At 49.1% G+C, this 22,528-nt stretch carries 17 protein-coding genes; 10 read left to right on the top strand and 7 right to left on the bottom strand.

All coding sequences use genetic code 11. The features are described from left to right. Positions 1-70 precede the first annotated feature (70 nt). Complete coding sequence (coaBC, locus tag BTV99_RS00335; protein WP_075100729.1) at positions 71-1,468, bottom strand: bifunctional phosphopantothenoylcysteine decarboxylase/phosphopantothenate--cysteine ligase CoaBC; 1,398 nt, start codon at positions 1,466-1,468, stop codon at positions 71-73. 141 nt (positions 1,469-1,609) lie between these two features. On the opposite strand from coaBC, the gene radC reads away from it, so the two are divergent. From radC to BTV99_RS00320, 3 genes are all read left to right on the top strand, one after another. After that, positions 1,610-2,293, top strand: coding sequence for a DNA repair protein RadC (gene radC / locus BTV99_RS00330; protein ID WP_075100373.1), 684 nt, complete (start codon positions 1,610-1,612; stop codon positions 2,291-2,293). A gap of 277 nt (positions 2,294-2,570) precedes the next feature. After that, complete coding sequence (locus BTV99_RS00325; protein WP_083608455.1) at positions 2,571-5,669, top strand: acyl-CoA dehydrogenase; 3,099 nt, start codon at positions 2,571-2,573, stop codon at positions 5,667-5,669. A 636-nt stretch (positions 5,670-6,305) separates the two neighbouring features. Continuing rightward, on the top strand, positions 6,306-7,682 hold the full coding sequence (locus tag BTV99_RS00320; RefSeq protein WP_075100372.1) for a dicarboxylate/amino acid:cation symporter: 1,377 nt from the start codon (positions 6,306-6,308) through the stop codon (positions 7,680-7,682). 144 nt (positions 7,683-7,826) lie between these two features. Here BTV99_RS00320 and BTV99_RS00315 read toward each other — a convergent pair whose 3' ends face one another. Beyond that, positions 7,827-8,582, bottom strand: a complete 756-nt coding sequence (locus BTV99_RS00315; protein WP_075100371.1) for a TSUP family transporter — start codon at positions 8,580-8,582, stop codon at positions 7,827-7,829. A gap of 498 nt (positions 8,583-9,080) precedes the next feature. Here BTV99_RS00315 and nhaA point away from each other — a divergent pair, with 498 nt between their 5' ends. From nhaA to BTV99_RS00300, 3 genes are all read left to right on the top strand, one after another. Then, entirely contained in the window at positions 9,081-10,286 is a 1,206-nt protein-coding gene (gene nhaA, locus BTV99_RS00310; RefSeq protein WP_075100370.1) for a Na+/H+ antiporter NhaA, read from the top strand. Positions 10,287-10,507: 221 nt separating this feature from the next. Further along, positions 10,508-11,089, top strand: a complete 582-nt coding sequence (locus BTV99_RS00305) for a DUF2799 domain-containing protein (RefSeq protein ID WP_172953127.1) — start codon at positions 10,508-10,510, stop codon at positions 11,087-11,089. Positions 11,090-11,129: 40 nt separating this feature from the next. Further along, entirely contained in the window at positions 11,130-12,485 is a 1,356-nt protein-coding gene (locus tag BTV99_RS00300; protein ID WP_075100369.1) for an oxygenase MpaB family protein, read from the top strand. Between the two features lie 32 nt (positions 12,486-12,517). Here the strand turns inward: BTV99_RS00300 and BTV99_RS00295 are convergent, their stop codons facing one another. After that, complete coding sequence (locus BTV99_RS00295) at positions 12,518-13,255, bottom strand: CoA pyrophosphatase (RefSeq protein WP_075100368.1); 738 nt, start codon at positions 13,253-13,255, stop codon at positions 12,518-12,520. Between the two features lie 542 nt (positions 13,256-13,797). On the opposite strand from BTV99_RS00295, the gene BTV99_RS00290 reads away from it, so the two are divergent. Next, positions 13,798-14,361, top strand: a complete 564-nt coding sequence (locus BTV99_RS00290) for an NUDIX hydrolase (protein ID WP_075100367.1) — start codon at positions 13,798-13,800, stop codon at positions 14,359-14,361. Between the two features lie 126 nt (positions 14,362-14,487). Here BTV99_RS00290 and BTV99_RS00285 read toward each other — a convergent pair whose 3' ends face one another. Further along, positions 14,488-17,565, bottom strand: coding sequence for an insulinase family protein (locus BTV99_RS00285; RefSeq protein WP_075100366.1), 3,078 nt, complete (start codon positions 17,563-17,565; stop codon positions 14,488-14,490). A gap of 304 nt (positions 17,566-17,869) precedes the next feature. On the opposite strand from BTV99_RS00285, the gene BTV99_RS00280 reads away from it, so the two are divergent. Together BTV99_RS00280 and BTV99_RS00275 are read left to right on the top strand one after the other, a co-directional pair. After that, on the top strand, positions 17,870-18,331 hold the full coding sequence (locus tag BTV99_RS00280) for a universal stress protein (RefSeq protein WP_075100365.1): 462 nt from the start codon (positions 17,870-17,872) through the stop codon (positions 18,329-18,331). 99 nt (positions 18,332-18,430) lie between these two features. Continuing rightward, complete coding sequence (locus tag BTV99_RS00275) at positions 18,431-18,892, top strand: universal stress protein (RefSeq protein WP_075100364.1); 462 nt, start codon at positions 18,431-18,433, stop codon at positions 18,890-18,892. Between the two features lie 132 nt (positions 18,893-19,024). Here BTV99_RS00275 and BTV99_RS00270 read toward each other — a convergent pair whose 3' ends face one another. After that, positions 19,025-19,960 (bottom strand): LysR substrate-binding domain-containing protein, encoded by a 936-nt coding sequence (locus BTV99_RS00270; protein WP_075100363.1) that lies wholly within the window; start codon positions 19,958-19,960, stop codon positions 19,025-19,027. A 282-nt stretch (positions 19,961-20,242) separates the two neighbouring features. Between BTV99_RS00270 and BTV99_RS00265 the strand changes: the two genes are divergently transcribed. Beyond that, positions 20,243-21,328 (top strand): YeiH family protein, encoded by a 1,086-nt coding sequence (locus tag BTV99_RS00265; RefSeq protein ID WP_075100362.1) that lies wholly within the window; start codon positions 20,243-20,245, stop codon positions 21,326-21,328. A 205-nt stretch (positions 21,329-21,533) separates the two neighbouring features. Here the strand turns inward: BTV99_RS00265 and BTV99_RS00260 are convergent, their stop codons facing one another. Both BTV99_RS00260 and BTV99_RS00255 read right to left on the bottom strand, forming a co-directional pair. Then, entirely contained in the window at positions 21,534-21,743 is a 210-nt protein-coding gene (locus BTV99_RS00260) for a cold-shock protein (protein ID WP_025644841.1), read from the bottom strand. A gap of 233 nt (positions 21,744-21,976) precedes the next feature. After that, a complete protein-coding gene (locus tag BTV99_RS00255; protein WP_075100361.1) occupies positions 21,977-22,399 on the bottom strand; it encodes a YbaN family protein in 423 nt (140 codons plus the stop codon). Between the last annotated feature and the right edge of the window lie 129 nt (positions 22,400-22,528).

Here is a 22,528-nt window from a genome sequence, read left to right as displayed (position 1 = left end):
TGATCTGCATCACTATTCTGACATCACCATATAGCTGTGCCTTGATAGCTGTGCCGTGATTGAGCTCTGACTAAGCATCATACCGCTGCCAGAGGGTCTCACCGATAATACGGGTCAACTGCTCAGCGATTTTATCCTTGCTTGCTTTTTCTAACGTGACACTGTCATGCTCATAACGCTCGGAGAAAAACACTTGCATGGCGTTATCATCACTGGCAAACCCAATATCCGCGCGAGACACATCATTGCAAGCAATCAAATCCAAGTCTTTGGAGACAAGCTTACCGCGTGCATAACGCTCGACATCTTGCGTTTCTGCTGCAAAACCCACGACAAACAGCTCAGGATGCGCAAGCGAGATAGTCGCTAAGATATCAGGGTTTTTTACCAAGTCTAGTGTCATCGACTCTTGGGTTTTTTTGATTTTTTGCGGCGCCGCGTCTCGGGTACGATAGTCAGCGACAGCCGCAGTGGCGATAAAGATATCAGCGACTCTAGGCTCGTCATCAGTGACATGGTCGTGCATATGAGTGTGAGTGTGATCATCTTCGTGCTCATGCGTCTCACCGCAGCCACAGTCATCGTGATGTTCGTGCGAATGGTCATGAGAATGCTCAGAATGGTGTTCATGCTCCTCTTCGGGCATATACTGTAATGCCGTATGCGTACCTGCCACACACTGCTGAGCCGTCAGCAACATCTCTTCGGCAGACAGCACATCGATACGCGTGACATTGAGCGGCGTCGGTAAACTCACCTTGCCACCTGCTATCAAGACCACCTCGGCACCGGCGGCCACGCAAGCGCGCGCTAACGCAAAGCCCATCTTCCCTGATGAATGATTGGACAAGTAGCGTACCGGATCGATCGCCTCGACCGTCGGCCCTGCAGTAATGACCACTCTTTTACCAGCCAATAGCTGCGGCGTGGTCTGCATGGCATTGAACAATAACACCTCGGCCAACAGCGCCTCAGGCTCAGGTAAGCGGCCGGCTCCCACATCACCGCACGCTTGCTCACCGCTGGCAGGGGCAATGATTTGATAGTTCATATCGCGTAGGGTCTGCACATTGAGACTGACCGCAGGGTGCGCCCACATTTGCTGGTTCATCGCTGGCGCAACCAGCACCGGCGCGCTCGTCGCCAGACAGACTGTGGTGAGCAAATCGTCCGCCATACCCATCGCTAGGCGTGCCAAAGTATTGGCAGACGCAGGCGCGATGACGACCAAATTTGCCCATTTTGCCAGCTCGATATGCCCCATACCCGCCTCCGCTCGCTCATCGAGTAAAGAGATATGCACCTCGTTACCCGTCAGCGCCTGCAATGTCAGAGGCGTGATAAAGGCTTGCGCGCCGCTGGTCATGATGACGCGCACATCAAAGCCTGCTTTGACAAGCAAGCGAGCAAAAATAGCGGATTTATAAGCGGCGATACCGCCGGTGATAGCGAGCACGATATTGGACATAAGCATGGCATCAATAAAAAAGTGGAAAGATAAATTGCGCTTATAGTAACAATTATGAGATAAATTGGGTAAAAATTTACGTATTTCGCCCATTTATCGATACGGGCGTGTTTATCAAAATAGCACTTTTAGGAAATAATAATGGCAATCAAGGACTGGCACGAAGACGACCGACCGCGTGAGAGACTACTCAAAAACGGGGCAGCAAGCTTGTCTGACGCTGAGATTTTGGCGATATTTTTACGTACGGGTACTCAGTCACAGTCGGCAATCGAGCTGGCGCGGCATCTTATCGACCAATTCGGCAGCCTCGCTGAGCTGTTGGCCGCCCCGCAAGACGCCGTCCTCGCCTGCCATGGCATCGGCCCTGCCAAGTACGCCCAGATACTGGCCTCGCTTGAGATGGGGACACGCTACTTGGACAGTCAGCTAAAAACAGGGCAAGCACTTGGACGCTCTCAAGTAGTCAAAGACTATATCAGCACCCAGCTTCGCGGCGAGCACCGCGAGGTCTTTGCCGTACTGTGCTTGGACAACGCACTCAATTTATTAAATTTTGAGATACTGTTTACAGGCGGTATCTCCTCTTGCTCTGTCTGTATCAAACACGTCCTGCGCCATGCGCTGAGCCATGCAGCCAATCAGCTTATCATCGCCCACAACCATCCGCACACCGATGCGACCCCATCGACTGCCGACAATGTGCTTACCTATGAGCTAAAAAAAGCCTGCGACCTAATCGACTTGTCATTGGTGGATCATATCATCGTGGGGCGCAACAACACGTTGTCTTATGCCGAAAACGGCTTTGCACCTTTTTCTTAAATGATAAAAATAGCGATAGTCATCCCATAATCGCCATACCTAGCGTCTTATGATACATATTTTCGACACAGCGTAGCACTTTCGCTATTGATAGTCATCGACAACTGTTTCATATTGATGGCTAACTGTGTTTTTTGTAGAGATTTGACTCTCAGTACTTTGACACACGGCCATAAATAACACTTAAAGACCCACGTCAGAAAAACCATAACTATATGTATCTGACCTGCATTCACACATTTTTACGCTATTGTTTGGCGTTATAAAGGAGACAGTCATGGCAATTGGCTTATTTATTTTGGCAATATTCATTCAATTAGCCATGGTCTTGGCCATCTTTTTGATGTCCTTATCACGTGTCACAGGCAGTATCGTCGCCCTTGCCACCGTTATCATCACTGCTGTTATCAGCCCGTGGTCGCTTGTTTTGGGTATCCCAATCGCGGTGTTGTGCTTGATACTGCTTATCTCGCCGCTGCGGCAGTCCCTTATCACCAAGCCGGTCTATAAGACGCTGGGCGGTGCGATGCCCAGCATGAGCGATACTGAGCGAGAGGCGCTGGATGCTGGCACCAGCTGGTGGGAAAAAGAGCTGTTTATGGGTGCGCCCAATTGGGACACTTTTGCCAAATACCCTTATCCAGAGCTGTCAGATGAAGAGCAAAGCTTCATCGATAACGAAGTAGAGACGCTGTGCGCCATGCTTGATGAATGGAAAATTCAGCATGAGGATAAAGAGCTTTCGGCTGAGGCATGGCGATTTATCAAAGACAATGGCTTTTTGGGTTTGATTATTCCAAAAGAATTTGGCGGCCGAGCGTTTAGCTCTTATGCCCAAAGTCGGGTGATGAGCAAAATCGCCTCACGCTCGCCGACAGCAGCAGTGAGCTGCATGGTGCCAAACTCACTCGGTCCAGGCGAGCTGCTCATGCATTATGGTACCGATGAGCAAAAACAGCGCTGGCTACCGGGACTGGCAAGCGGTGATGAAGTGCCTTGCTTTGGTTTGACAGGGCCTGAAGCAGGCTCTGATGCAGGCGCGATACCGGATACTGGTGTGGTGTGTTATGGCAGGCATGAAGGCGAGCACGTGCTCGGCCTACGGATGAATTTCTCAAAACGCTGGATTACTCTGGCTCCTATCGCGACAGTCGTGGGCTTAGCCTTTAAGATGCACGATCCAGAAGGCTTGCTTGGGGATGCTAAAAAGACCGACTACGGCATCACTTGTGCGCTGATTCCCGCCGATCACGAGGGCGTGGTCATCGGGCCTCGTCACAACCCTATTGGCTCGCCCTTTATGAATGGTACGGTCGATGGCAAGGATGTCTTTATTCCGCTGGACTATATCATCGGCGGCGTCGAAAACGCGGGGCGCGGCTGGCGTATGCTGATGGAGTGCTTGGGCGTCGGCCGCGGCATCTCTTTGCCTGCTCTGTCCACGTCGGCCAGTGAGATGACCTATCTGTCTGTCGGTGCCTTTGCCAAAGTCCGCGAGCAGTTCAAAATCTCTGTCGGTAAGTTTGAAGGAGTACAAGACGCCACCAGCCGTATGGCCAGTCATACCTATATGTTAGAGGCGTTTCGTCATCTCGTCACCTGTGGTCTCAACCAAGGGGGCACACCATCAGTCATGACGGCCATGGCAAAATACTACGCCACCGAAACCATGCGTGAAGTGGTCAATGACGGTATGGATGTGGTCGGTGGCCGTGCGGTACAGATGGGGCCACGCAACTTTTTGGCGACGCCTTATCAGGCAATCCCTGTCTCTATCACCGTTGAGGGTGCCAATATCTTGACGCGCTCATTGATGATATTTGGTCAAGGAGCGATGCGCTGCCATCCTTATCTGTTTGAGGAGCTACAACTGCTACAAAGCGAAGACAAACACCGCGCTATCCGCGAGTTTGATACTCTATTCTTTAAGCATTTGGGTTATACCTTTAACCGCGGGGCAAAAGCCTTTGTCGCAGGCTATGTCGGCGGCAGCAATCATGTGCCAAGCTTTGCCGATCGCTTTACCCGCCCTTACTATAAGCACATCAACCGCTTGAGCGCCAGCTTTGCCTTAACTGCCGATATGGCGTTGGGGCTGCTCGCAGGTGATCTAAAGCGTAAAGAGATGCTCTCTGGGCGTCTGGCTGATATTCATAGTCATTTATTTATCGCGACGGCCATCTTGCAGTTTTATGAGTATGGCAGTAAGTCTGAAGCGGAGCGTTTGCATGCCGAAGTCGCTTTACAAAATAGCCTGTTCACCATCCAAGAAGCGTTTGAGTCATTTTTTGAAAACTTCCCGAATCGCTTTGCCGCAGCGTTGGTTGGATTTGTGACTTTCCCCAGTGGCCGCATCTTTACGCCGCCAAGCGACGAGCTAAAACGTCAGCTCGGTGATACCTTTATGGAAGACTTTGAGGCCAATCCTTTTCGCGATTACCTCAAGACCATGGTCTATTACAACACCGATGAAGACGATGTGACGGGCCGTATGGAAAACGCCTATCAGACCTTGTTAGGTATCGAGCCGCTATGGCAAAAATTTAAAAAGGCAGAGCACAAAGACAGCTTTGCCGGTCTGAGCTTTGAAGACCATGTGGTCTATGCCAGCCAAAACGAAGATATCACCGAAGAAGAAGCCGAAGTGCTTATCCAATACAATGCCATACGTTTTGATTCGCTATTGACCGATGTCTTTGACAAGCATCTATCACAAGCGCAGCCACGCTTTAACCCTCATACGATCGAAAATGCGGTCAATCAGTTGACTGACTATGCTGAGCGCAAGCGGGCGGCGCAAGCTCAGAGTGACGCCGCGCCTGATGATGAGTCTGCTACCGACACGATCACCGGCACAGCAGCCAATAGCATAGCAGCGAGCGCAGCTCACAATGCCGTAGCGGCAGAAGGCTTGCAGGCCTCAGCAGATGAACCAACAGGCGATGACAATCCCAACCATGGTTATGAGCCTGATGGTGAGGTAGAAATGGTCGCAGAGCAAGACTCTCAAAAAGAAGCACAAGCTCAGACTGACTTTGATGACTCTCATCCTGAGATTGAGGCATTGGATGCACGTCACCGTGACGCCGCCTCGCACCTCAATGAGCGTATGGGCAACAATCATCGTAGCACAGCCTCAGAGCGCGCTGAGCCAGACAGCACTCAACTGCATGGCTCCCAGCTAACGGACAATGCCGACCAGATAGATACTGACCATGCCAATACTGATGACATCAGTCATGACGAAATCAATCATATAGGCATCAATCAAAAAGACAGGGCGCAAAAAACGCAGTCTATCGACGAGCACCTAGACGAGCTAGGCGATAGTGAGCCATGGCAAAACGAACACCGCCGCGAGGAAACCAAAAACTAAGCAATGGATTATTTAGAAAGCGTCCTTTTAAAAGCGCCTGTTTAAATCACTGTTGCTTATTAGCGCATGTCCTTATTTAGAGAGCTATCGATAGAATTAAGAGTACACCTAGCCTCTCATCTTGATAGACTTATGTTTTATAGTAAGGTGATTCTTACCAGTGGCCTGAGACTTAACCATTGATATATTACTGTCATTTTTACAAAAGACTGCCGCGGTTAGGCAGTCTTTTTTTTGTCCGAGCGTTTTTGGTCATCGCACCCTTTTGATGATGATATTTAACAAAAATGCGTTGGTGCTGGCTTAAATGTCGATATTTTAGCGACGTTAGCCTAATGATTATGGTGCTTTTGGCGATTTATAGCATCAGATCTGTTTTTTGCTAAGTGACTATCTCAGCCAATTTTTTGACAAAAAAGCTTAAACCGCCTTTAATCAGTTATAGATTATTATTTAAGTCATAAAAAAATCTTGCAGTAACCTTAACAATTATTTTATATTGTCGAATAGCCTGACATGAAATGACAGACAAATTTTTGCAGATGCAACACCATCAGGCGTAAGGATGACAATCATAAACGCATTGGTTTAGTAGCACCCTTGATACTGAATGTTGCGGATAAAAGGATAGAGTTTATGTGGAAAAATATGGGACTAACGGGCAAGATCATCGTTGCCATGGTGCTCGGTATCATACTGGGATTATTTATCAACTATTCAGGACTGAACGCTGAGGGCGGTTTTGTTAGTACATATATCACCAACGGGTTTTTGGCCATCATCGGCAAGCTATTCGTAAACTCCCTCAAAATGCTGGTCGTGCCTTTGGTACTTATCTCGCTGATTTGCGGGGTGTGCGGTATTGGTGATATTCGCTTGCTTGGGCGCATAGGTACCAAGACTTTCCTAATCTATATGATGACGACCGCGCTTGCCATTGCAACTGCTATCGGGCTTGGGTTTTTATTTGGTATCGGTAAAGGCATGGAGGTTGAGACAGAAGCGGCATTTGAAGCCAAGTCTGCGCCACCTCTACTCGATGTTTTTGCAAATATCGTTCCGTCAAACCCCATCAGTGCGATGGCAAATGGCGACATGCTGTCGATTATCTTCTTTGCCATCTTGATCGGTATCAGTATTTTGATGGTCGGCAAACCTGCCAAAGGGTTGGTACAAAGCTTGGAGCTGATTAATGAAGTCATCTTAAAGATGGTGACCATCATTATGAATCTTGCGCCTTATGGGGTTTTTGCGCTATTGACCAAAGCCATGGCGGAGCTGGGTTTAGATCTGATTTGGTCGTTGCTCGGTTATGTTGCGGTACTGATTGGCTCACTGGCTTTCCACTTTTTTATCACTATGATGATCGTGCTAAAGCTGTTTTCTGGTCTGTCTATTAAGACGTTTTTGGCAAAAATGCGCGAAGTACAGATTTTTGCTTTTAGTACCTCAAGCTCGAACGCCACCATTCCGATCACGCTGCGTACCGTCACCAAGCGTATGGGTGTCAACAACTCAGTAGCCTCGTTTACCGTGCCTTTTGGGGCGACCATCAACATGGATGGTACGGCCATCATGCAAGGTACGGCGACCATCTTTATTGCCAATATTTATGGTATTGACTTGGGTGTGACTGAGTATCTGACAGTTATCTTGATGTCAGTGCTGGCCTCTATCGGTACCGCAGGCGTCCCTGGTGTGGGCTTGATCATGCTGTCTATGGTATTTGCTCAAGTCGGCCTGCCCATCGAAGGTATTGGTCTGATCTTGGGTGTGGATCGTATTCTTGATATGCTGCGTACGGCGGTCAACGTCGGCGGCGATGCAGCAGTGACAGCAATCGTGGCAAAATCTGAGGAGAAAATGGACGTCGCTATCTACAACGATCCTGCGGCGGGCACCAAAGACGTCTTTGATGGTCACATCGATGAAGACAATGAGCGTGAGTTCTCTCAAGTGTTTAGTGATGGCATCATGGGTAGTGAGTACGATGATATTGATCGTCGCCGCTAATCGATAAAGCGTTTATTTATTCAATCATAAAAACCCCGGCGATATGAACTGAACCCCGTAAGTTGGACACAACTTATGGGGTATTTTTATGGCTACACCACCTATAAACAGGCTGTATCGATACTCAATAAATCACAGCTTGCGTTAGCCAATCACATACTTGGTAATCATGGCAAGGCAGACCAGCACGATGACAGGACGGATCAGCTTGCTTCCCCCTTTGACCACCATATGCGAGCCAAAATACGCCCCTATCGTTTGTCCGACCATCATTGCCAGACCGACTTTCCACAACACATTACCGCCCAAAATAAAAAAAATCAGCGAGCCAATATTGGTCGATAAGTTCAAAACCTTAGCCGCGCCTGTTGCCTCGATGATCTGCCGACCACGTAGCGCCACATTACCCAGCGCAAAAAACATGCCCGTCCCTGGCCCGATATACCCATCATAAAACCCAATCAATGGCGCCACAATTTTTTGCCACTTGCCCTCTGAGATACGCGGCGCCGCTTCCACCTCGCCAAGCTTAGGCGCAAACAAAGTATAAATCCCAATAGCGGCAATCAAAAACGGAATCAGCTTTTCGAGTAGATCCGGCGGCGACATCTGTACAGCGATGGTACCGATGACTGAGCCAATAAAAGCCCCGACAATCGCCACCTTTATACTTTTAGGATTGATGACGCCTTTTTTTATCATCGTAATCGAGGCCGCTAGCGCACCCGAGGCGGCTTGTAACTTGTTGGTGCCAAGCGTGAGCACTGGCGGGATATTGGCAAGTAGCATGGCTGGTATGGTGAGTAGTCCACCGCCGCCTGCAATGGCATCGATAAAACCGGCTATTGCGGCCACCGCCGTAAGCATTAAGATGATCTCGATAGAGAGGGATAAGTCCATGACGCTGACCTGCAAAATTGATAAGAAAAATCAGCCTCGATATTGAGGCTGCCTGTACCGTTATCTATCAGCGGATACACCGACCTGCTGACACATTTATACCCATAAGTGGCACTGTAGAGTGACGCTCATTATAAAGATAAAAACGTAAAAAAAGCCAAAAACGTAAAAAAGTCTGCTAGATTTGTCTAAGACATGCCCTCGATTCAATCGATAGTCATTTAGATGGGCTAAAGATAGTGACGCGCGCTGGATAGTCAGTAACGACTTATCACTATATTTACCAGTGTTATCATCGTTATAATATCGCTATTGTGGATATAGCAAGACGTGCTTATGACTTTGGGTTGACGTATTTTGTTGTCTATATGAATCAGAGTATGAGAAACTGTTGCTGTCTGTTTGTATGGCGCGCTAAGCGGCCGCATCGATATTTGAGGTTATTGAATTGTTTGGCAATTCGTTTTTAGTAATTTGTATTTAGGAAATGAGGGTAATATGGCAATACGAAGGATTAAGGCATTTTTTGAATTTGAGGCAGCAGGCGGCATCGTGTTAGCACTGGCTGCCATTGCTGCAATGATCATTGCCAACTCCCCTTTGAGTACGTGGTATGAAGGCTTTATCCATGCCCCTGTTGCCATTCAAATCGGTGATTTTGCGATTGCCAAAGACGCCCATCATTGGATCAATGACGGCCTGATGGCGATTTTCTTTTTTTTGGTCGGCCTTGAGCTCAAGCGTGAAGTGCTCATCGGTGAGCTGTCCAATGTCAAACAAATCATTTTGCCAGCAGGCGCGGCCATCGGCGGGATGATCATGCCCGCTGCAGTCTATCTGCTCTTTAACTATAGCGAGCCTGAGTTTTGGAAAGGTTGGGCCATTCCTGCCGCCACAGATATCGCTTTTGCCCTCGGTATCTTAAGCCTACTTGGCAGTCGCGTCCCAAACTCCCTCAAAGTATTTTTGGTATCGATTGCTATTTTTGATGATATCGGCGCGATTTTGATCATTGCCTTGTTTTATACCAGCGAACTATCCCTTGAGTCATTGGCCTTTGCAGGGCTATGCTTGCCGTTTTTGTATTTGCTAAACCGTCGCAACGTGACCAGTATCACCCCCTACCTACTCATCGGCGTCATCATGTGGATAGCCGTCCTTAAGTCGGGTATCCATGCGACATTAGCAGGCGTGGTGTTGGCGTTATTTATTCCTATGTTTGATCGCACTGACCCTGAGCACTCCCCTGTCGAAGAGCTAGAGCACGACCTACACAACACCGTGGCTTTTGGTATCTTGCCACTATTTGCCTTTGCCAACTCAGGCATCTCACTCAAAGGCGCAGGTTTTGCAGAGCTGTTTCACTCTGTACCGCTGGGGATTGCCGCCGGTCTATTTATCGGTAAGCAGTTGGGTGTCATGGCGATGTGCTGGTTGATCTTCAAGCTGGGTATCTCAACCATGCCAAAGGGCATGAATTATAAGCAAATTTATGGTGCTGCGTTGCTTTGCGGTGTGGGTTTTACCATGAGCTTATTTATCGGTGGCCTTGCTTTTGCAGGCGACACCGCGTTATTTGATGAGCGTCTAGGCATCATCATGGGCTCTATCGTCTCTGGGATTGCAGGTTACCTAATGCTAAAAGTTAGCCTAAAAGATAACGTCAGTGGCACCTCAGTCGATTTGACACGGCCTCAGCCATAATCCATCATCAGAAGAAGGCGAGCTATTTTGCGGTTATTTAGCCAACACATAGCTCACTGCTTTCTTCTTTAAGCCTTAACAGTAAAAAACAATAACCGTAGAAAAACCAGCACCACAAGCCATGTTTGGATAAAGGCAGTAAGCGCAATGACACCTCGCCTCGTGACATCTTCTAGATACACACTGGGCGCAACTGATAACAGCAGTTTTAGGAGATGACCATGCAAGGACTTATCAGACCTATATCGCTTAGTCTGCCTATCCTTGGCAGTATGTTTTTACTATCATGCGCGACTCTCTCCAAACAACAATGCCTGATCGGTGATTGGCAAACGATAGGCTATAACGATGGCGTGGCAGGCTACTCCTCAGAGCGCCTCGCCTCACACAGCAAAGCCTGTGCCAAAGCGCATGTGACCCCTGATTATCTTGCGTGGGAGCGCGGCCGCAAGCTTGGTCTGCAGCAATATTGTACGAGCACCAATGCTTACAATGTCGGTCGCCGCGGGCGCAGGTTAAACAACGTCTGCCCTGCTGCTATGGTAAATCACCTTCAACAGGCCAATCAGCACGGCCTAGCCTACTATCGTCTAGACAACCAGCTCGACACAGACAGACGCCTATTAGATGAGTATCAAGCAGAGTTTGATCAGCTTGAGAGCGGCGCGATGCTAGACTTTGCCAACGAAAAAGACGCTCGCAAACGGCTGTTGTTTTTGGCCGATGAGCTTGGGTCGATCAAACGTCGCCTCGATGACACACAAAGGCAGCTCGATATGCTCAACCACACGTCTAAATATTAGGCCATAATAAAAAGCCTACCAATAAAGGCATTTTCTACCTATGGATCCAAACAACACAGCGCAGACACAGTCAGCGCGCGCGTCCAAACCGAGCCAACCTACCTTTGCATCGTATCAGCGTCATGGGCGTACCACAGCGATTGATGATCATCATGACCTACAGGTCTTAAAGCGGATCAAACGCTATTTGCTGCCCAAAGATTTTGTCATCTCGCAAGATTTATTAGAGGAGATGGTCGCAGGCTACGACATCGGTGACCCTCTGACAGATACGCTCGCGGCTGACGGCCTGCGTTTTGCCAAACCTTTACAGCAGCTTATCCTCGATAACAAAACCGACAGTAAACTCGCAGCTCATCCGTCCTTTTGTGCCCTGGCTGAGCAGTTTAGCGATCATCCTACTTGGTTTGATCCACAGCTTGCACAGACTGGGGCCGTTGCCTATCGGCGCTATCCGCTGATGCTGATTTGGCTGCTGCGAAATGTGGCATTGATGGCAGGTTATAGCATCCCTGCCCTATCGCTGCCACTGATCCAAACCGGCGCGTTGATGCACGATGCCCTGCCAAGACTCATGCGCACTTATGCTTATATTTTGGCTGTCTCTGAGCATCCATTATTGTCCAAAACAAGCACACGTATGCCGCGCGCACGAGTGCCTATCGATAGCGTTTTGGCGATCGGCTCTGAGGGTTGGCGTCAGTCGATTCAGGTGCGGCAGATTCACACGCTCGTACGGCAAAACTTGCTCAGCGGCAAAAACAACACGGCAAAAGGCGTCGTCACAGAGGCCGATCAGCATCGCAACCCCGATGGCAGCTGGAACACTGCTTATTGGGGTGTACCGATCAACCAAACTGATATGATTGCCACTCATCTGCAGTTCTCGTTACTGATTATGCGCGGGCTACGGCTGCTTGGCGCGCGTATCAGTAGCGAGGAGGCCGAGGGGATTTTGCATTTATGGAATCTTGCCAGTTACTGGATGGGGGTGGACTTAGAGCGCCTGCCAAAGGATGAGGCCGCCTGCTGGGAGTGGCTCTATACTTACTTGTCCATTCAACAGCTAGACTTTGAGATGGGACGACCTTTAGCAAAAGCCCTACACGATCTGCCGCGGCAACTGATGGGCGAAGACAATCGCCGCGGGCGTTTTGTAGAGATGGTCAATGCCAGTGTGACACGTACGTTGGTCGGTGATGATATCGGGGACGGCTTAGCGCTACCAAAATCGAAGCTCCGGTTTGGTGTCTTATCCTCCGTGCCTATCTTGTTTGCGCTCGATACCGCCCGCCAGCACAACCAAACGGTAGCCGCCAAACTAGAAGCCTTTCGCGCCAAACGTCAAGACAATATGAACTGGTGGCTCAAGAAAAACGACGCCTATTATCAATGACGCAGCAGCTGTCGGCTCAGCTCATTACAATCTTACAATCGGCTGTCTTGCACGCGGTAATACCACTCCAACTGCCGATCAAAAGCTGTCTCTAATAAGCTGGCAATGACGCGGCCTGTCAGCCCCCAGACCGTCTCACCATCGACTTGCCAGCTGGGCGTAAGTATCGTCGCCACCTGATCTTGCATGGCATATTCTATCGCGTACTCAACGGTAGGCTGCGTGAGTAACGCCTCAAAATCTGCCCAAAAAATACGTGATATCTCACCGATTTCAGGTACCAGTACCAAATCAGGCGCGATTAAAGCCACGATTGGGCGCACGCTCATGCCGCTTTTGGAGGTCTGAATGGGTAGCTGACCGATTAACTGCACCTTGTTGGGCGGGAGTGCCGTCTCTTCACAGGCCTCACGTAGCGCTGTGACGACATTATTACCATCCCCTATCTCGTATTTACCGCCAGCGCAAGAGACTTCGCCTGCATGGCTATTCATGTGCGCGGCGCGGCGCGTCAAAAGCAGCTTGGGATGGCGCTCATGGGTGATGGCCACCAGTATCGAAGCATCGGCAATGGGCATCTGGTATAGACTGTCTAAGACACGCGCGCTGCGAGAGCTTTGCTGCGCGGTATGCAGCGCTGAATCGGCCAACGCATTTAACGTCTCTTGCTGAACCCGCTCGGTCAGTTGCCTGAGTGTCGGATAGCGAATAAAAGATGGTATAGCAACTGACTGCTCATCTAACTGCACAGTCTGGGAAGGGAGTAACATGATCTTGCCCTATGTTTTTGTCAATACGTTTTTATCAATATGTGGCGTGACTAGCTGTAGACTAGCGTACTCTTCATGCAGCTGCATGCTATTTGTGTGACTGTTCATTTGTCAGGAGGTATTCGTCATGAGGTGTTTGCCATGAACGTCTCAAATCGTATCGACAGACAGGCGCCGCGTATTGTTTTTATAAGTCAATGTGTTTTATGGGTTAGCGTGACCGCTTATGACAAACGGCAATGATGGCTTGCCACGATGCCAAGATACCACGGGCTTTGCTGTCATTTATCAGACTATGACCCGCCAGCGATATGCAGCGTTACTGTTATCATGCTGCGCTACGAGCAAAATGTGTGCTATCTTAAGGCGGTGCTTGCTTATTAGAATAACATCTTGCAGCACCGCTTTACCGGTATCCTGATAGCACACACAAAAACCAACGTATGAAGAGCGTGCGCGCCTGACCATGACGGGGTGTTTTTGCCATTAGGAGTACTGACTCTTTATCTCTTACGCTTACTACATTTATAAAGGCAGTTGATATGCGCTATTGTCTCCAATGCGGTCATCAAGCAGAACGAAAAATACCAGCCACGGATAATATGCCGCGTTTGGTATGCCCAAATTGCAACTATATTCACTACGAAAACCCAAAAGTCATCTGTGGGTCGCTGGTCGTACATAAAGACAGAGTGCTGCTATGCCGCCGCGCGATAGAGCCGCAATACGGTCTTTGGACAATACCGGCAGGCTTTATGGAAAATGGGGAAACCATGGCAGAGGGCGCCGCGCGTGAGAGCTACGAAGAAGCGGATGCGGTGGTGCTAAACCCTCACCTGTACTGTATCTATGACCTGCCAGACATCGGACAGATATACTCGATTTATTTGGCCGATCTCAAAGACGGTGCGTATGGTGTCGGCTCTGAAAGCCTTGACTGTGCACTGTTTAGCGAAGAAGACATCCCGTGGGATAGTCTCGCCTTTGAAGCGGTGCGTCGCACTTTACGAAGCTACTTTGCCGATCGCCAGCAGTTCAGTCAATTGTCTGAGTTTCCTATTCATCAGGATATGATTGGCAAAGACTTGAGTATCAAACGTTTTTAAACGCCTTTAAACGTTGGCTCAACCATCAGTCTTTTTACCACAAACTATAAAAGCAGACAATAACCTAGTATTGTCTGCTTCATAAATGCTTACAGTGACAGATTGGTTTTTATTCAAAAAATACCATTAGCTCTTTATTTTGCAAACGTTAAAGCCGAGGTTTTTCACGGCTTCTTCTTTATCATAAGGCGCTAGTACTGCACGTACATGCTGTTGCCCTTGCAGGTATTGCTTGGCCACACGCTGTAGGTCCGCCACCGTCACATCCAATATGGCGGCGCGCATCTTACGTTGCCAGTCAGCACCGCGATGGTGCAGATCAGCAAAGCAGGCTTTGACCGCCTCGCCAGCTGGAGAGCCTGGCTTATCCATACCCGAGATGATACCTAAGATGGCTTCTTCTAGCTGCTCATCGGTCTGCGGTTCATTTAGTAGCCACTCAATACTGGCCTCAAAATGCGCAAAAGTCTCAGCACACTGCGGGTCGCGGTAGCTAAAGAACTTAAAGGAACAGGCATTGGCGTCATAGCCTGCGCCGCCGCCGTAAGCACCGCCGCGCTCACGGATGGCGCTGTGCAAGTAGCCATTGCGCAGATACGGCGCTAATACCATCAAAGCGGCGGTATCAGGATGATCGGCCGCTGGCACACGATAAGCGCTGGCATTATGATAGACGTTGGTCGGTACTAGCCATGCCAAGTCCTCAATATCGAGCGCATCGCTGCTCTCTCGTGTCTTAATGGCGTCTGTCTCGCCATTTAACGCTGCCACAAGGTGCAGCTCGGCAAACTCACTTGGTATAGTGTCTTCGATAGTCGCATCAGAGTCATTTAATTGTGCGGCAATCTTTGGTGCTTGGCTGTTTTTCCAGCTCTCAACGATTAAGTTACTTAAGCGCTCGGTTTGCTCAGCTTCACAAATGATCACGGCATGCTTGGCCAAGCTGATCACACGCTGGTGCAAGTCCATCAGGCTGGTTGCCAATTTATCCCACTGCGTGTCATCATCACTGGCATGCGCCAAAAAGTCTTTTAGCGCGTTTAGTGCAGGCAAGCCACTACGCACATACTCAAGCTGCGCTTGACGGCTCATACCGCGGCTGGCGGTTTGCATGGCATAAGAATGCCCAGAGCCAGCCAAATTCGACTGCCAGCCCGCTTGACGCTGCTGCAAAATCTCTTTGATACGGTCATGCTCGCTAAAGACGCTATGCTCCATGACCTCTTTGAGCAAATCAATCGCTTCAGGCTTGCGGTTGAGGGCACGGGTCGCCACCACAAAATAACTGCTGATCGTTTGGCTATCATCGATACTGGTGCGCTGGCTGATACGCGCCGTCACGCCAGAAGAATGCGCCGCTTGCTTGGCCTGCATCTCATGAGCACTCATCGAGTCAGTACCCAGCTCTGATAGTAGGCTTAAATAAATCGGTAGCAGTGGATGATTGATCACCTCGTTCACAGGCAGACTACTGGTGTCCTGATTGCCAATGGCATCGGTCAACGGCACAATCACTTGATAATAATACAAGCCGTTGGTGCCCGCTTCATATTCAAACAACGTACTGTCTTGCCCGCTTAAGCGCACTTGTTTTTGTGTGCCTTGCTTAAAGCTGATATCGGTCGGGACATCCTCCAGTCCGACTTTTGGCAATAGGCTTAAATCATCAGGCGCTGCTTGCCGCGCTGCCAAATCAAGGGCTTGCTGTTTTAAGATAGCTTTATCATCAGCGCTCAAGTCCATCGCGATGGTATCGAGACGGGTCTGCTCTGCTGCAGCAAGGCGTGCTGATTTTTCACTATCTGGCGTTAGCGTCACGCGCACACGGTGCTGATTGTCGAGCAGATGGGTTTTGATAAGATTTGGTAGCCACTGTGCGTCTTTTACTTGCTCACGCAGCCACTGCAAATGCTCATCCACTTCCCAGACGTCGATCGGGTTGCCATCATGAATGGCCGTGCTAAAGCCTTCGAGCATCAAATTTAAACCATAAGGAATACTATCACCGCCGATATGGCGCTGATCGATCTCAATTTGGTGCAAAATGGTCTCAATCGTATCATCATCGATCGGTTTACTGGCCACTTTAGTCAGTAAATCCATAATACCCTGCTCTACTGCCTCGGCATGCTCAGGGTTGGAGCCACGTAGACCGGTATAAAATACCATCTCATAATGGCTGTCATCGAGTCCCAATAGCGGACTTGGCGCTTTGCCAAGCGGATGACTGTCGAGATACGCACGTAATGGCGAGCCAGCATGCTCGACCAACACGCCTTCTAGCAGACGCAAAGCCAGACGCTGCTTGGGATCGGTGATCGATGGCAGCAGCCACGCCACCACATGATGGGTTTGGTCAGGGCCCGCTTCGTCAGCCGTATAAGTGTCGACCGCGCTGATCGGCGCAGGCAGGCGCTGCTCTGGACGTGAGACATGTTTTTTACCCGCTTCAAACTGGCTCAAAGCATCGTTATGGATTTTCGCTTGGGTCTCGGCGACCGGAATATTACCAAAGCTCATAATCACGCTGTTTGACGGATGATAATGGCTTTGATGGAACTCAACGAGCTCGGCGTGGGTCAAATCAGGAATGTCCGCAGGATCACCGCCCGAGTTATAATGATAAGTGGTCGTTGGGAATAAATGATGAGCGACCGTATGATAGAGCTGGTCGATCTCGCCGCTCATCGCGCCTTTCATCTCATTAAAGACAATACCTTTAAACTGCGGTTTGTCATTTTCGTCCAATTCTACGCGGATACCTTCTTGAGCAAAATCAAGCGGATGAATATTGGGGAAAAACGATGCATCAAGATACACCGCCAGCAAATTGAAGTAATCATTTTTATTTTGTGTGGCATACGGATACGCTGTCCAGTCGGCCGCGGTCATGGCGTTCATAAAGGTATTTAATGAGCGCTTAATCATCGAAAAAAACGGATCACGAACCGGAAACCTTGCCGAGCCGCACAGTGCCACATGCTCCAAGATATGTGCCTCACCCTTTGAGTCCATCGGCTGAGTGCGAAAGCCCACCAAAAAGGCGTTTTCATCACTTGGGTGCGCCAAATGATAATGCATCGCGCCGGTTTTGACATGCTGACTGATCAGCACGTCCATTGACAACGCCTCGATATGGCGATGCTCAATCAACTCAAACGCTGGATGGAGCGTTAGATCGGCGATAAATGGCGTGTCAGTCATAGTGATCCTTATCAAATTATAATACATAGGGTGCCGTAGTAGATGGGGCTGCTGTTTTGATAAGTCAAGCGATCTGAGCGTTAATATTCTACGTCGCCCCTTCTCTTTATGAGTCGATTGACCGGTCGTTTTGTCAGTCGCCTGATCAACAGAGTCTTATGGGCTGTCTGTTAAATGCTAAATGACTTAGGAGATTATAAAGATTGTCTATCTGGGAATATCCATAATAAAATAATGGATTTAACCCTTAACAAACACCGCCACCACTGCTACTATAAAATAAACGTCTTAATAGGAGCTGATGATGGGCTATCAACATATTTTACTGGTCACCGACTTGTTGTCTGATGCAGATGCCGTCGCACTCAAGGCCAAACGTATCCTTGCAGGCTCTCCTGAAGCGAGGCTGTCTGTATTGCATATCGTCGAGGACGACATGGTGCGCTTTGGCTTTGAGCTGGTGCCAGCCTCCAGCCTATCAGGCGACGTCGATGGCGAGCACTGGCAAGAAGCACGAGAAAAACTGGCGCAGTTTTTGGCGCGTAATGAGCTGCATGCGGTCAACTCTGAGGTGACATCTGCTATCTCGAACAGTAAGGGTATCGTCAATTATTGCCGCGACCATCAAGTCGACTTACTCATCATCGGCCGCCATGAGCGTCACGGTATCGCCGCATGGTTGGCCAAAGCGACAGCCGACAGTATCTTGCCAAACATTCCTTGCGACAGCTTGGTGGTCAAGCTCGACCAGCCCTTTGCAGAGTAATACGCCGCCTGCGTCATCTGTGTGATGACACCTGATGACGACTTAACAGCGCTCTGTAGTAGTGCTATAGTAAATACTATCTGACATGAGGAAGACGCTATGAGTTACGAACACATACTACTGGTCACCGACTTACTCTCTGATGCCGATATCGTCGCACAAAAGGCCAAACGTATCGTCGATAACCGCCCGGGCGCTAAGCTATCCGTACTGCATATCGTCAAAGACACCATGGTCGGTTTTGGTTATGAGTTGGTCCCCGCCTCGAGCTTATACGATGAGATCGATGATGAGCGCTGCCAAGAAGCACGGGCAAAGCTGGCGCAGTTTTTGGCGCGTAATGAGCTAGACGCCGTCAACTCGCAAGTGACCACCGCCATCTCTAGCAGCGAAGGCATCGTCAATTATTGCCACAAACACGACGTCGATCTTTTGGTCATCGGTCGACACAAACGCACAGGCATCGCCGCGTGGATCAGCGGTGCTACGGCGGACAATATCCTGCCCAACGTCCCATGCGACAGTTTGGTCGTAAGACTCGACAAACCCGTATCCAAGTAGCGCCAATAACACGTTACTTAATGGTGCTCAAACAATAGCGCTCAAACCGTAACGCGCAAATAGTCACGCTCAAAACCTCAAACGCTAAAAAAGCGCGGTGTATCTAGGACGCCGCGCTTTTTTAGCGTTTGCTCAATCGTCTTGTATCATATCTATAAAAGTCTGCCAAATCGGGTTTTGATGGCGGGCTTTGTGCCAGACCAACCACCACGTCCGTGACAGATCGATACCTGCGACTTTTACTTGTACCAGCTTTCCTGCTGCCAGCTCCGCCTCGATGACATGCTGAGATAGGCAGCCAAGACCGATATCGGCACTGACCATATGCTTGATGGCCTCTGACTGCTGAATCGCCATGATCACCTCGGCCTCTGGCAGATGTTTGAGTAGCTGCTCATCGATGATCTGCCGCGTGCCCGACCCCGCCTCTCGCACCAGTAGCGGCAGTTTGGCCAACTGCGTAAGAGTCATATGATACAGACGTTCAGTCTCTTGATAATCTGCAAGACCTGCCAGCCATCTGCTATCGCGTTTGGCAAATACCATCAAAGTATCTGTCCGCCATGCGCGCTGCTCGATGGCCTTAATATCTGTGGGGCGCGGCATGCCCTCTACCAACGCGATATCGATATTTAACTGCTCAACCTCCGCCACCACCTCTTGCGTATTGGCGATATACATATCGACACGAGCGTCTGGTAGCACCTGATACAGCTTGGCCAGCAGCGGCGGCAAGGCATAATTACCGATGGTGGTGCTGGCGCCAATATGAATCTGACCGGCTTGATACTTATGATAATGCTCCAGCGTCAACGACTGCTCTAAGATCGCTTGCGCTTGTATATAAATAGGATGGGCATTGGGGTGCTGGTTGAGCCTGCGTCCGACCCGCTCAAATAATGGCATCTGCAGACGCGCCTCCAGCTCACTCAGCGCACTACTGACGGCCGACTGCGAGAGATGTAGCGCTTCACTGGCGCGGCTGGTGCTACCAGTTTGATAAATACTCACAAACACCGCCAGTTGCTTTAGGGTAATCTTCGGTAGCGTTTGCATGGCTTTTTTCATTGTCTTGCTTGCCTTATATCCGTCTTTGGAGGTGTGCACACAACCGACATTGTTTAATAAACAGCAGATTTAACAATCTGTCTTTTACTAAGCTTGTTTTAACAACGCCTTCGTCACAGCTGACACCTCTGCTTTTAATAAAGGTGTTTTTCACGCCACTCTTACCTATATTTTCGATAGTTTCTATCTTATTAATCTGTTTTTATTATAAGTTGGCTTGTCTTATACTGTCTACTCATAAGCTTATGCTTATTTTGATTATAGCCATGAGGACGACGAGCCATGTATGCTTTTACACAGTCAATGAATCACTATTGCCCGCGCAACCGCCACTTAGCAGGGCTGCTGGTGGTGTTCTTTGGTAGTTTGCTGTGCTTGTGGTTGGATGCCAGCATCGATAGTTGGTCAAATGGCCGTATCGTTGGCCTCTCTTCGTTGACGCTGGCGATATTGCTTGGCATGGTACTGGGCAATACCGTCTACCCACAGTTCGCGGAGCGCTTACAGGTGGGCGTGGCCTTTGCTAAGGGGCAAATATTGCGTCTGGCCATTATTTTTTATGGCTTTAAGCTGACCTTGACACAAGTCTCCAGTGTCGGAATGCCAGCAATCATGACCGATGCTCTGGTCTTGACCTCGACGTTTTTATTGACTTACTGGCTCGGTACCAGATGGCTAAAGGTTGATAAGCAAACGACACTACTGATTGGCTCAGGGGCTAGTATTTGCGGGGCGGCGGCAGTCATCGCCGCAGAGCCTGTGGTCAAGGCCGAAGCGCACAAGGTAACGATCGCTGTGGCGACGGTAGTAGTATTTGGCACCATTGCCATGCTGCTTTATCCATTTTTATACCATCTTGGCTGGCTGCAGCCGTGGCTCGACGCTCAGCAATACGGTATTTATACCGGCTCCACCATTCATGAAGTGGCGCAAGTGGTGGTCGCGGGTAACGCGGTGAGCACCGAGGTCGGCAATACCGCTGTCGTCACCAAAATGATACGGGTCATGATGCTCGCGCCATTTTTGCTTATTTTATCCTTTGCCTTGACCTCATCTGGTAGCGGCCAAGCTGAAAAACCTTCCCTAATGAGCCGTGTGCGACAAGTGAATATCCCTTGGTTTGCTTTTATCTTTATCTTGGTGGTGCTGTTGCACACTTGGATACCGATGTCCGATGGCTTTGCGCAAAGTATGGTGATGCTTGATGATGTGATGCTGACGATGGCGATGTTTGCGTTAGGCTTAACCACACATATGAGCGCTATCAAACAAGCTGGCGTCAAGCCGCTGATTTTAGGAGCAGTGATGTTTGCTTGGTTGCTGCTCGGCGGCGGAGTGATCAATATCGCTATCAGCTCATTCGGTTAACCTGCAGCTCATTTACCTAAAACTAGAAAGACCAACGATAGTGAAGTCGTTGGTCTTTTTTATTGCTCGTCTGCATAAGCGATGATAGCCATCATAGACGACAACTATCTATGACCCCATAACTTACGATCCTTAACTACAAACGAAAAAAACGAACCCAAAGGCTCGTTTTTTTATCTTGCTTTATTTATCTATAAAAGACAAATTAGATAGCAACGATGTTGTGTGCTTGTGGGCCTTTTTGGCCTTGAGTTACAGTGAACTCAACTTCTTGGCCTTCAGCCAAAGTTTTGAAGCCTGAGCCTGAGATTTCGCTGTAATGAGCGAAAACGTCTGCGCCGTTTTCTGGAGCGATGAAACCAAAACCTTTAGCTTCGTTGAACCACTTAACTGTACCTTTTTGAACGTCTGACATAGTCATAACCCTGATATTTAATTTATTTGTGGTCTAATAGACCGATAACGCTTGCAAATAGCTACTGAACGATAAATATTAAAACGAAGGATTATAACTAATACTACGAGGTAATGATTTGGTGCAGAACTGCTCTTAAGCTTGGACGTATTATAAGGGGAACATCCTAGTATCGCAAGCCTTATCTCAGGTTTTATGTAACTGGACTTAACTATTGCCCTATATTGGCGACTTTATTTGGCATTTGGCAGACGAAACAAATAGACGATAACCCCGCTACAGACCAGTGCTACTAGCCATGCCGCCCATGTCATATCAGCGGGCAGACGATAAAACAACATGACAGTCGATATCGCCATCATGATGGTCGCAAGCCACTTAGCATAAAGCGGTACCGCATGATTTTCTTCCCAATCACGGACGTACTTGCCAAAGTATTTGTGATTGATTAGCCAAAAATGAAAGCGCCGCGAGCTACGTGCCCAGCACCCTGCCGCCAGTAATATAAAAGGCGCAGTCGGCATCACGGGTAGCAAGATGCCGATGATACCCAGCACAAAAAACAACCAGCCTAATATGACAAATGTCCAACGCACTGTCGGGCTGTGGTGCTGATTGGTCTTTGGGCGGTAGTAGAAGTGCTTTTTTTGGCTCATAAAGGGTGTCGTTGGATAATGGATATCGTTGGATAGTGTCAGATAGTCAGGTTTTGGCCGGCAAATTTATGACAAGGACGGCGGCTTATAGAACTCACTAAGGATGCCGTATCAGGAGATATGCTACAA

Source organism: Psychrobacter sp. Rd 27.2 (genome assembly GCF_001921755.1).
Lineage (GTDB): Bacteria > Pseudomonadota > Gammaproteobacteria > Pseudomonadales > Moraxellaceae > Psychrobacter > Psychrobacter celer.
Note: the sequence above shows the minus strand (reverse complement) of the source record. Positions and strands in the feature narration are given on the sequence as shown.

Bases quoted from the DNA above. Each gene is read 5' to 3' on its own strand.
- coaBC (WP_075100729.1), bottom strand. From the start codon at position 1,468: ATGTCCAATATCGTGCTCGCTATCACCGGCGGTATCGCCGCTTATAAA.
- radC (WP_075100373.1), top strand. From the start codon at position 1,610: ATGGCAATCAAGGACTGGCACGAAGACGACCGACCGCGTGAGAGACTA.
- BTV99_RS00325 (WP_083608455.1), top strand. From the start codon at position 2,571: ATGGCAATTGGCTTATTTATTTTGGCAATATTCATTCAATTAGCCATG.
- BTV99_RS00320 (WP_075100372.1), top strand. From the start codon at position 6,306: ATGTGGAAAAATATGGGACTAACGGGCAAGATCATCGTTGCCATGGTG.
- BTV99_RS00315 (WP_075100371.1), bottom strand. From the start codon at position 8,582: ATGGACTTATCCCTCTCTATCGAGATCATCTTAATGCTTACGGCGGTG.
- nhaA (WP_075100370.1), top strand. From the start codon at position 9,081: ATGGCAATACGAAGGATTAAGGCATTTTTTGAATTTGAGGCAGCAGGC.
- BTV99_RS00305 (WP_172953127.1), top strand. From the start codon at position 10,508: ATGCAAGGACTTATCAGACCTATATCGCTTAGTCTGCCTATCCTTGGC.
- BTV99_RS00300 (WP_075100369.1), top strand. From the start codon at position 11,130: ATGGATCCAAACAACACAGCGCAGACACAGTCAGCGCGCGCGTCCAAA.
- BTV99_RS00295 (WP_075100368.1), bottom strand. From the start codon at position 13,255: ATGTTACTCCCTTCCCAGACTGTGCAGTTAGATGAGCAGTCAGTTGCT.
- BTV99_RS00290 (WP_075100367.1), top strand. From the start codon at position 13,798: ATGCGCTATTGTCTCCAATGCGGTCATCAAGCAGAACGAAAAATACCA.
- BTV99_RS00285 (WP_075100366.1), bottom strand. From the start codon at position 17,565: ATGACTGACACGCCATTTATCGCCGATCTAACGCTCCATCCAGCGTTT.
- BTV99_RS00280 (WP_075100365.1), top strand. From the start codon at position 17,870: ATGGGCTATCAACATATTTTACTGGTCACCGACTTGTTGTCTGATGCA.
- BTV99_RS00275 (WP_075100364.1), top strand. From the start codon at position 18,431: ATGAGTTACGAACACATACTACTGGTCACCGACTTACTCTCTGATGCC.
- BTV99_RS00270 (WP_075100363.1), bottom strand. From the start codon at position 19,960: ATGAAAAAAGCCATGCAAACGCTACCGAAGATTACCCTAAAGCAACTG.
- BTV99_RS00265 (WP_075100362.1), top strand. From the start codon at position 20,243: ATGTATGCTTTTACACAGTCAATGAATCACTATTGCCCGCGCAACCGC.
- BTV99_RS00260 (WP_025644841.1), bottom strand. From the start codon at position 21,743: ATGTCAGACGTTCAAAAAGGTACAGTTAAGTGGTTCAACGAAGCTAAA.
- BTV99_RS00255 (WP_075100361.1), bottom strand. From the start codon at position 22,399: ATGAGCCAAAAAAAGCACTTCTACTACCGCCCAAAGACCAATCAGCAC.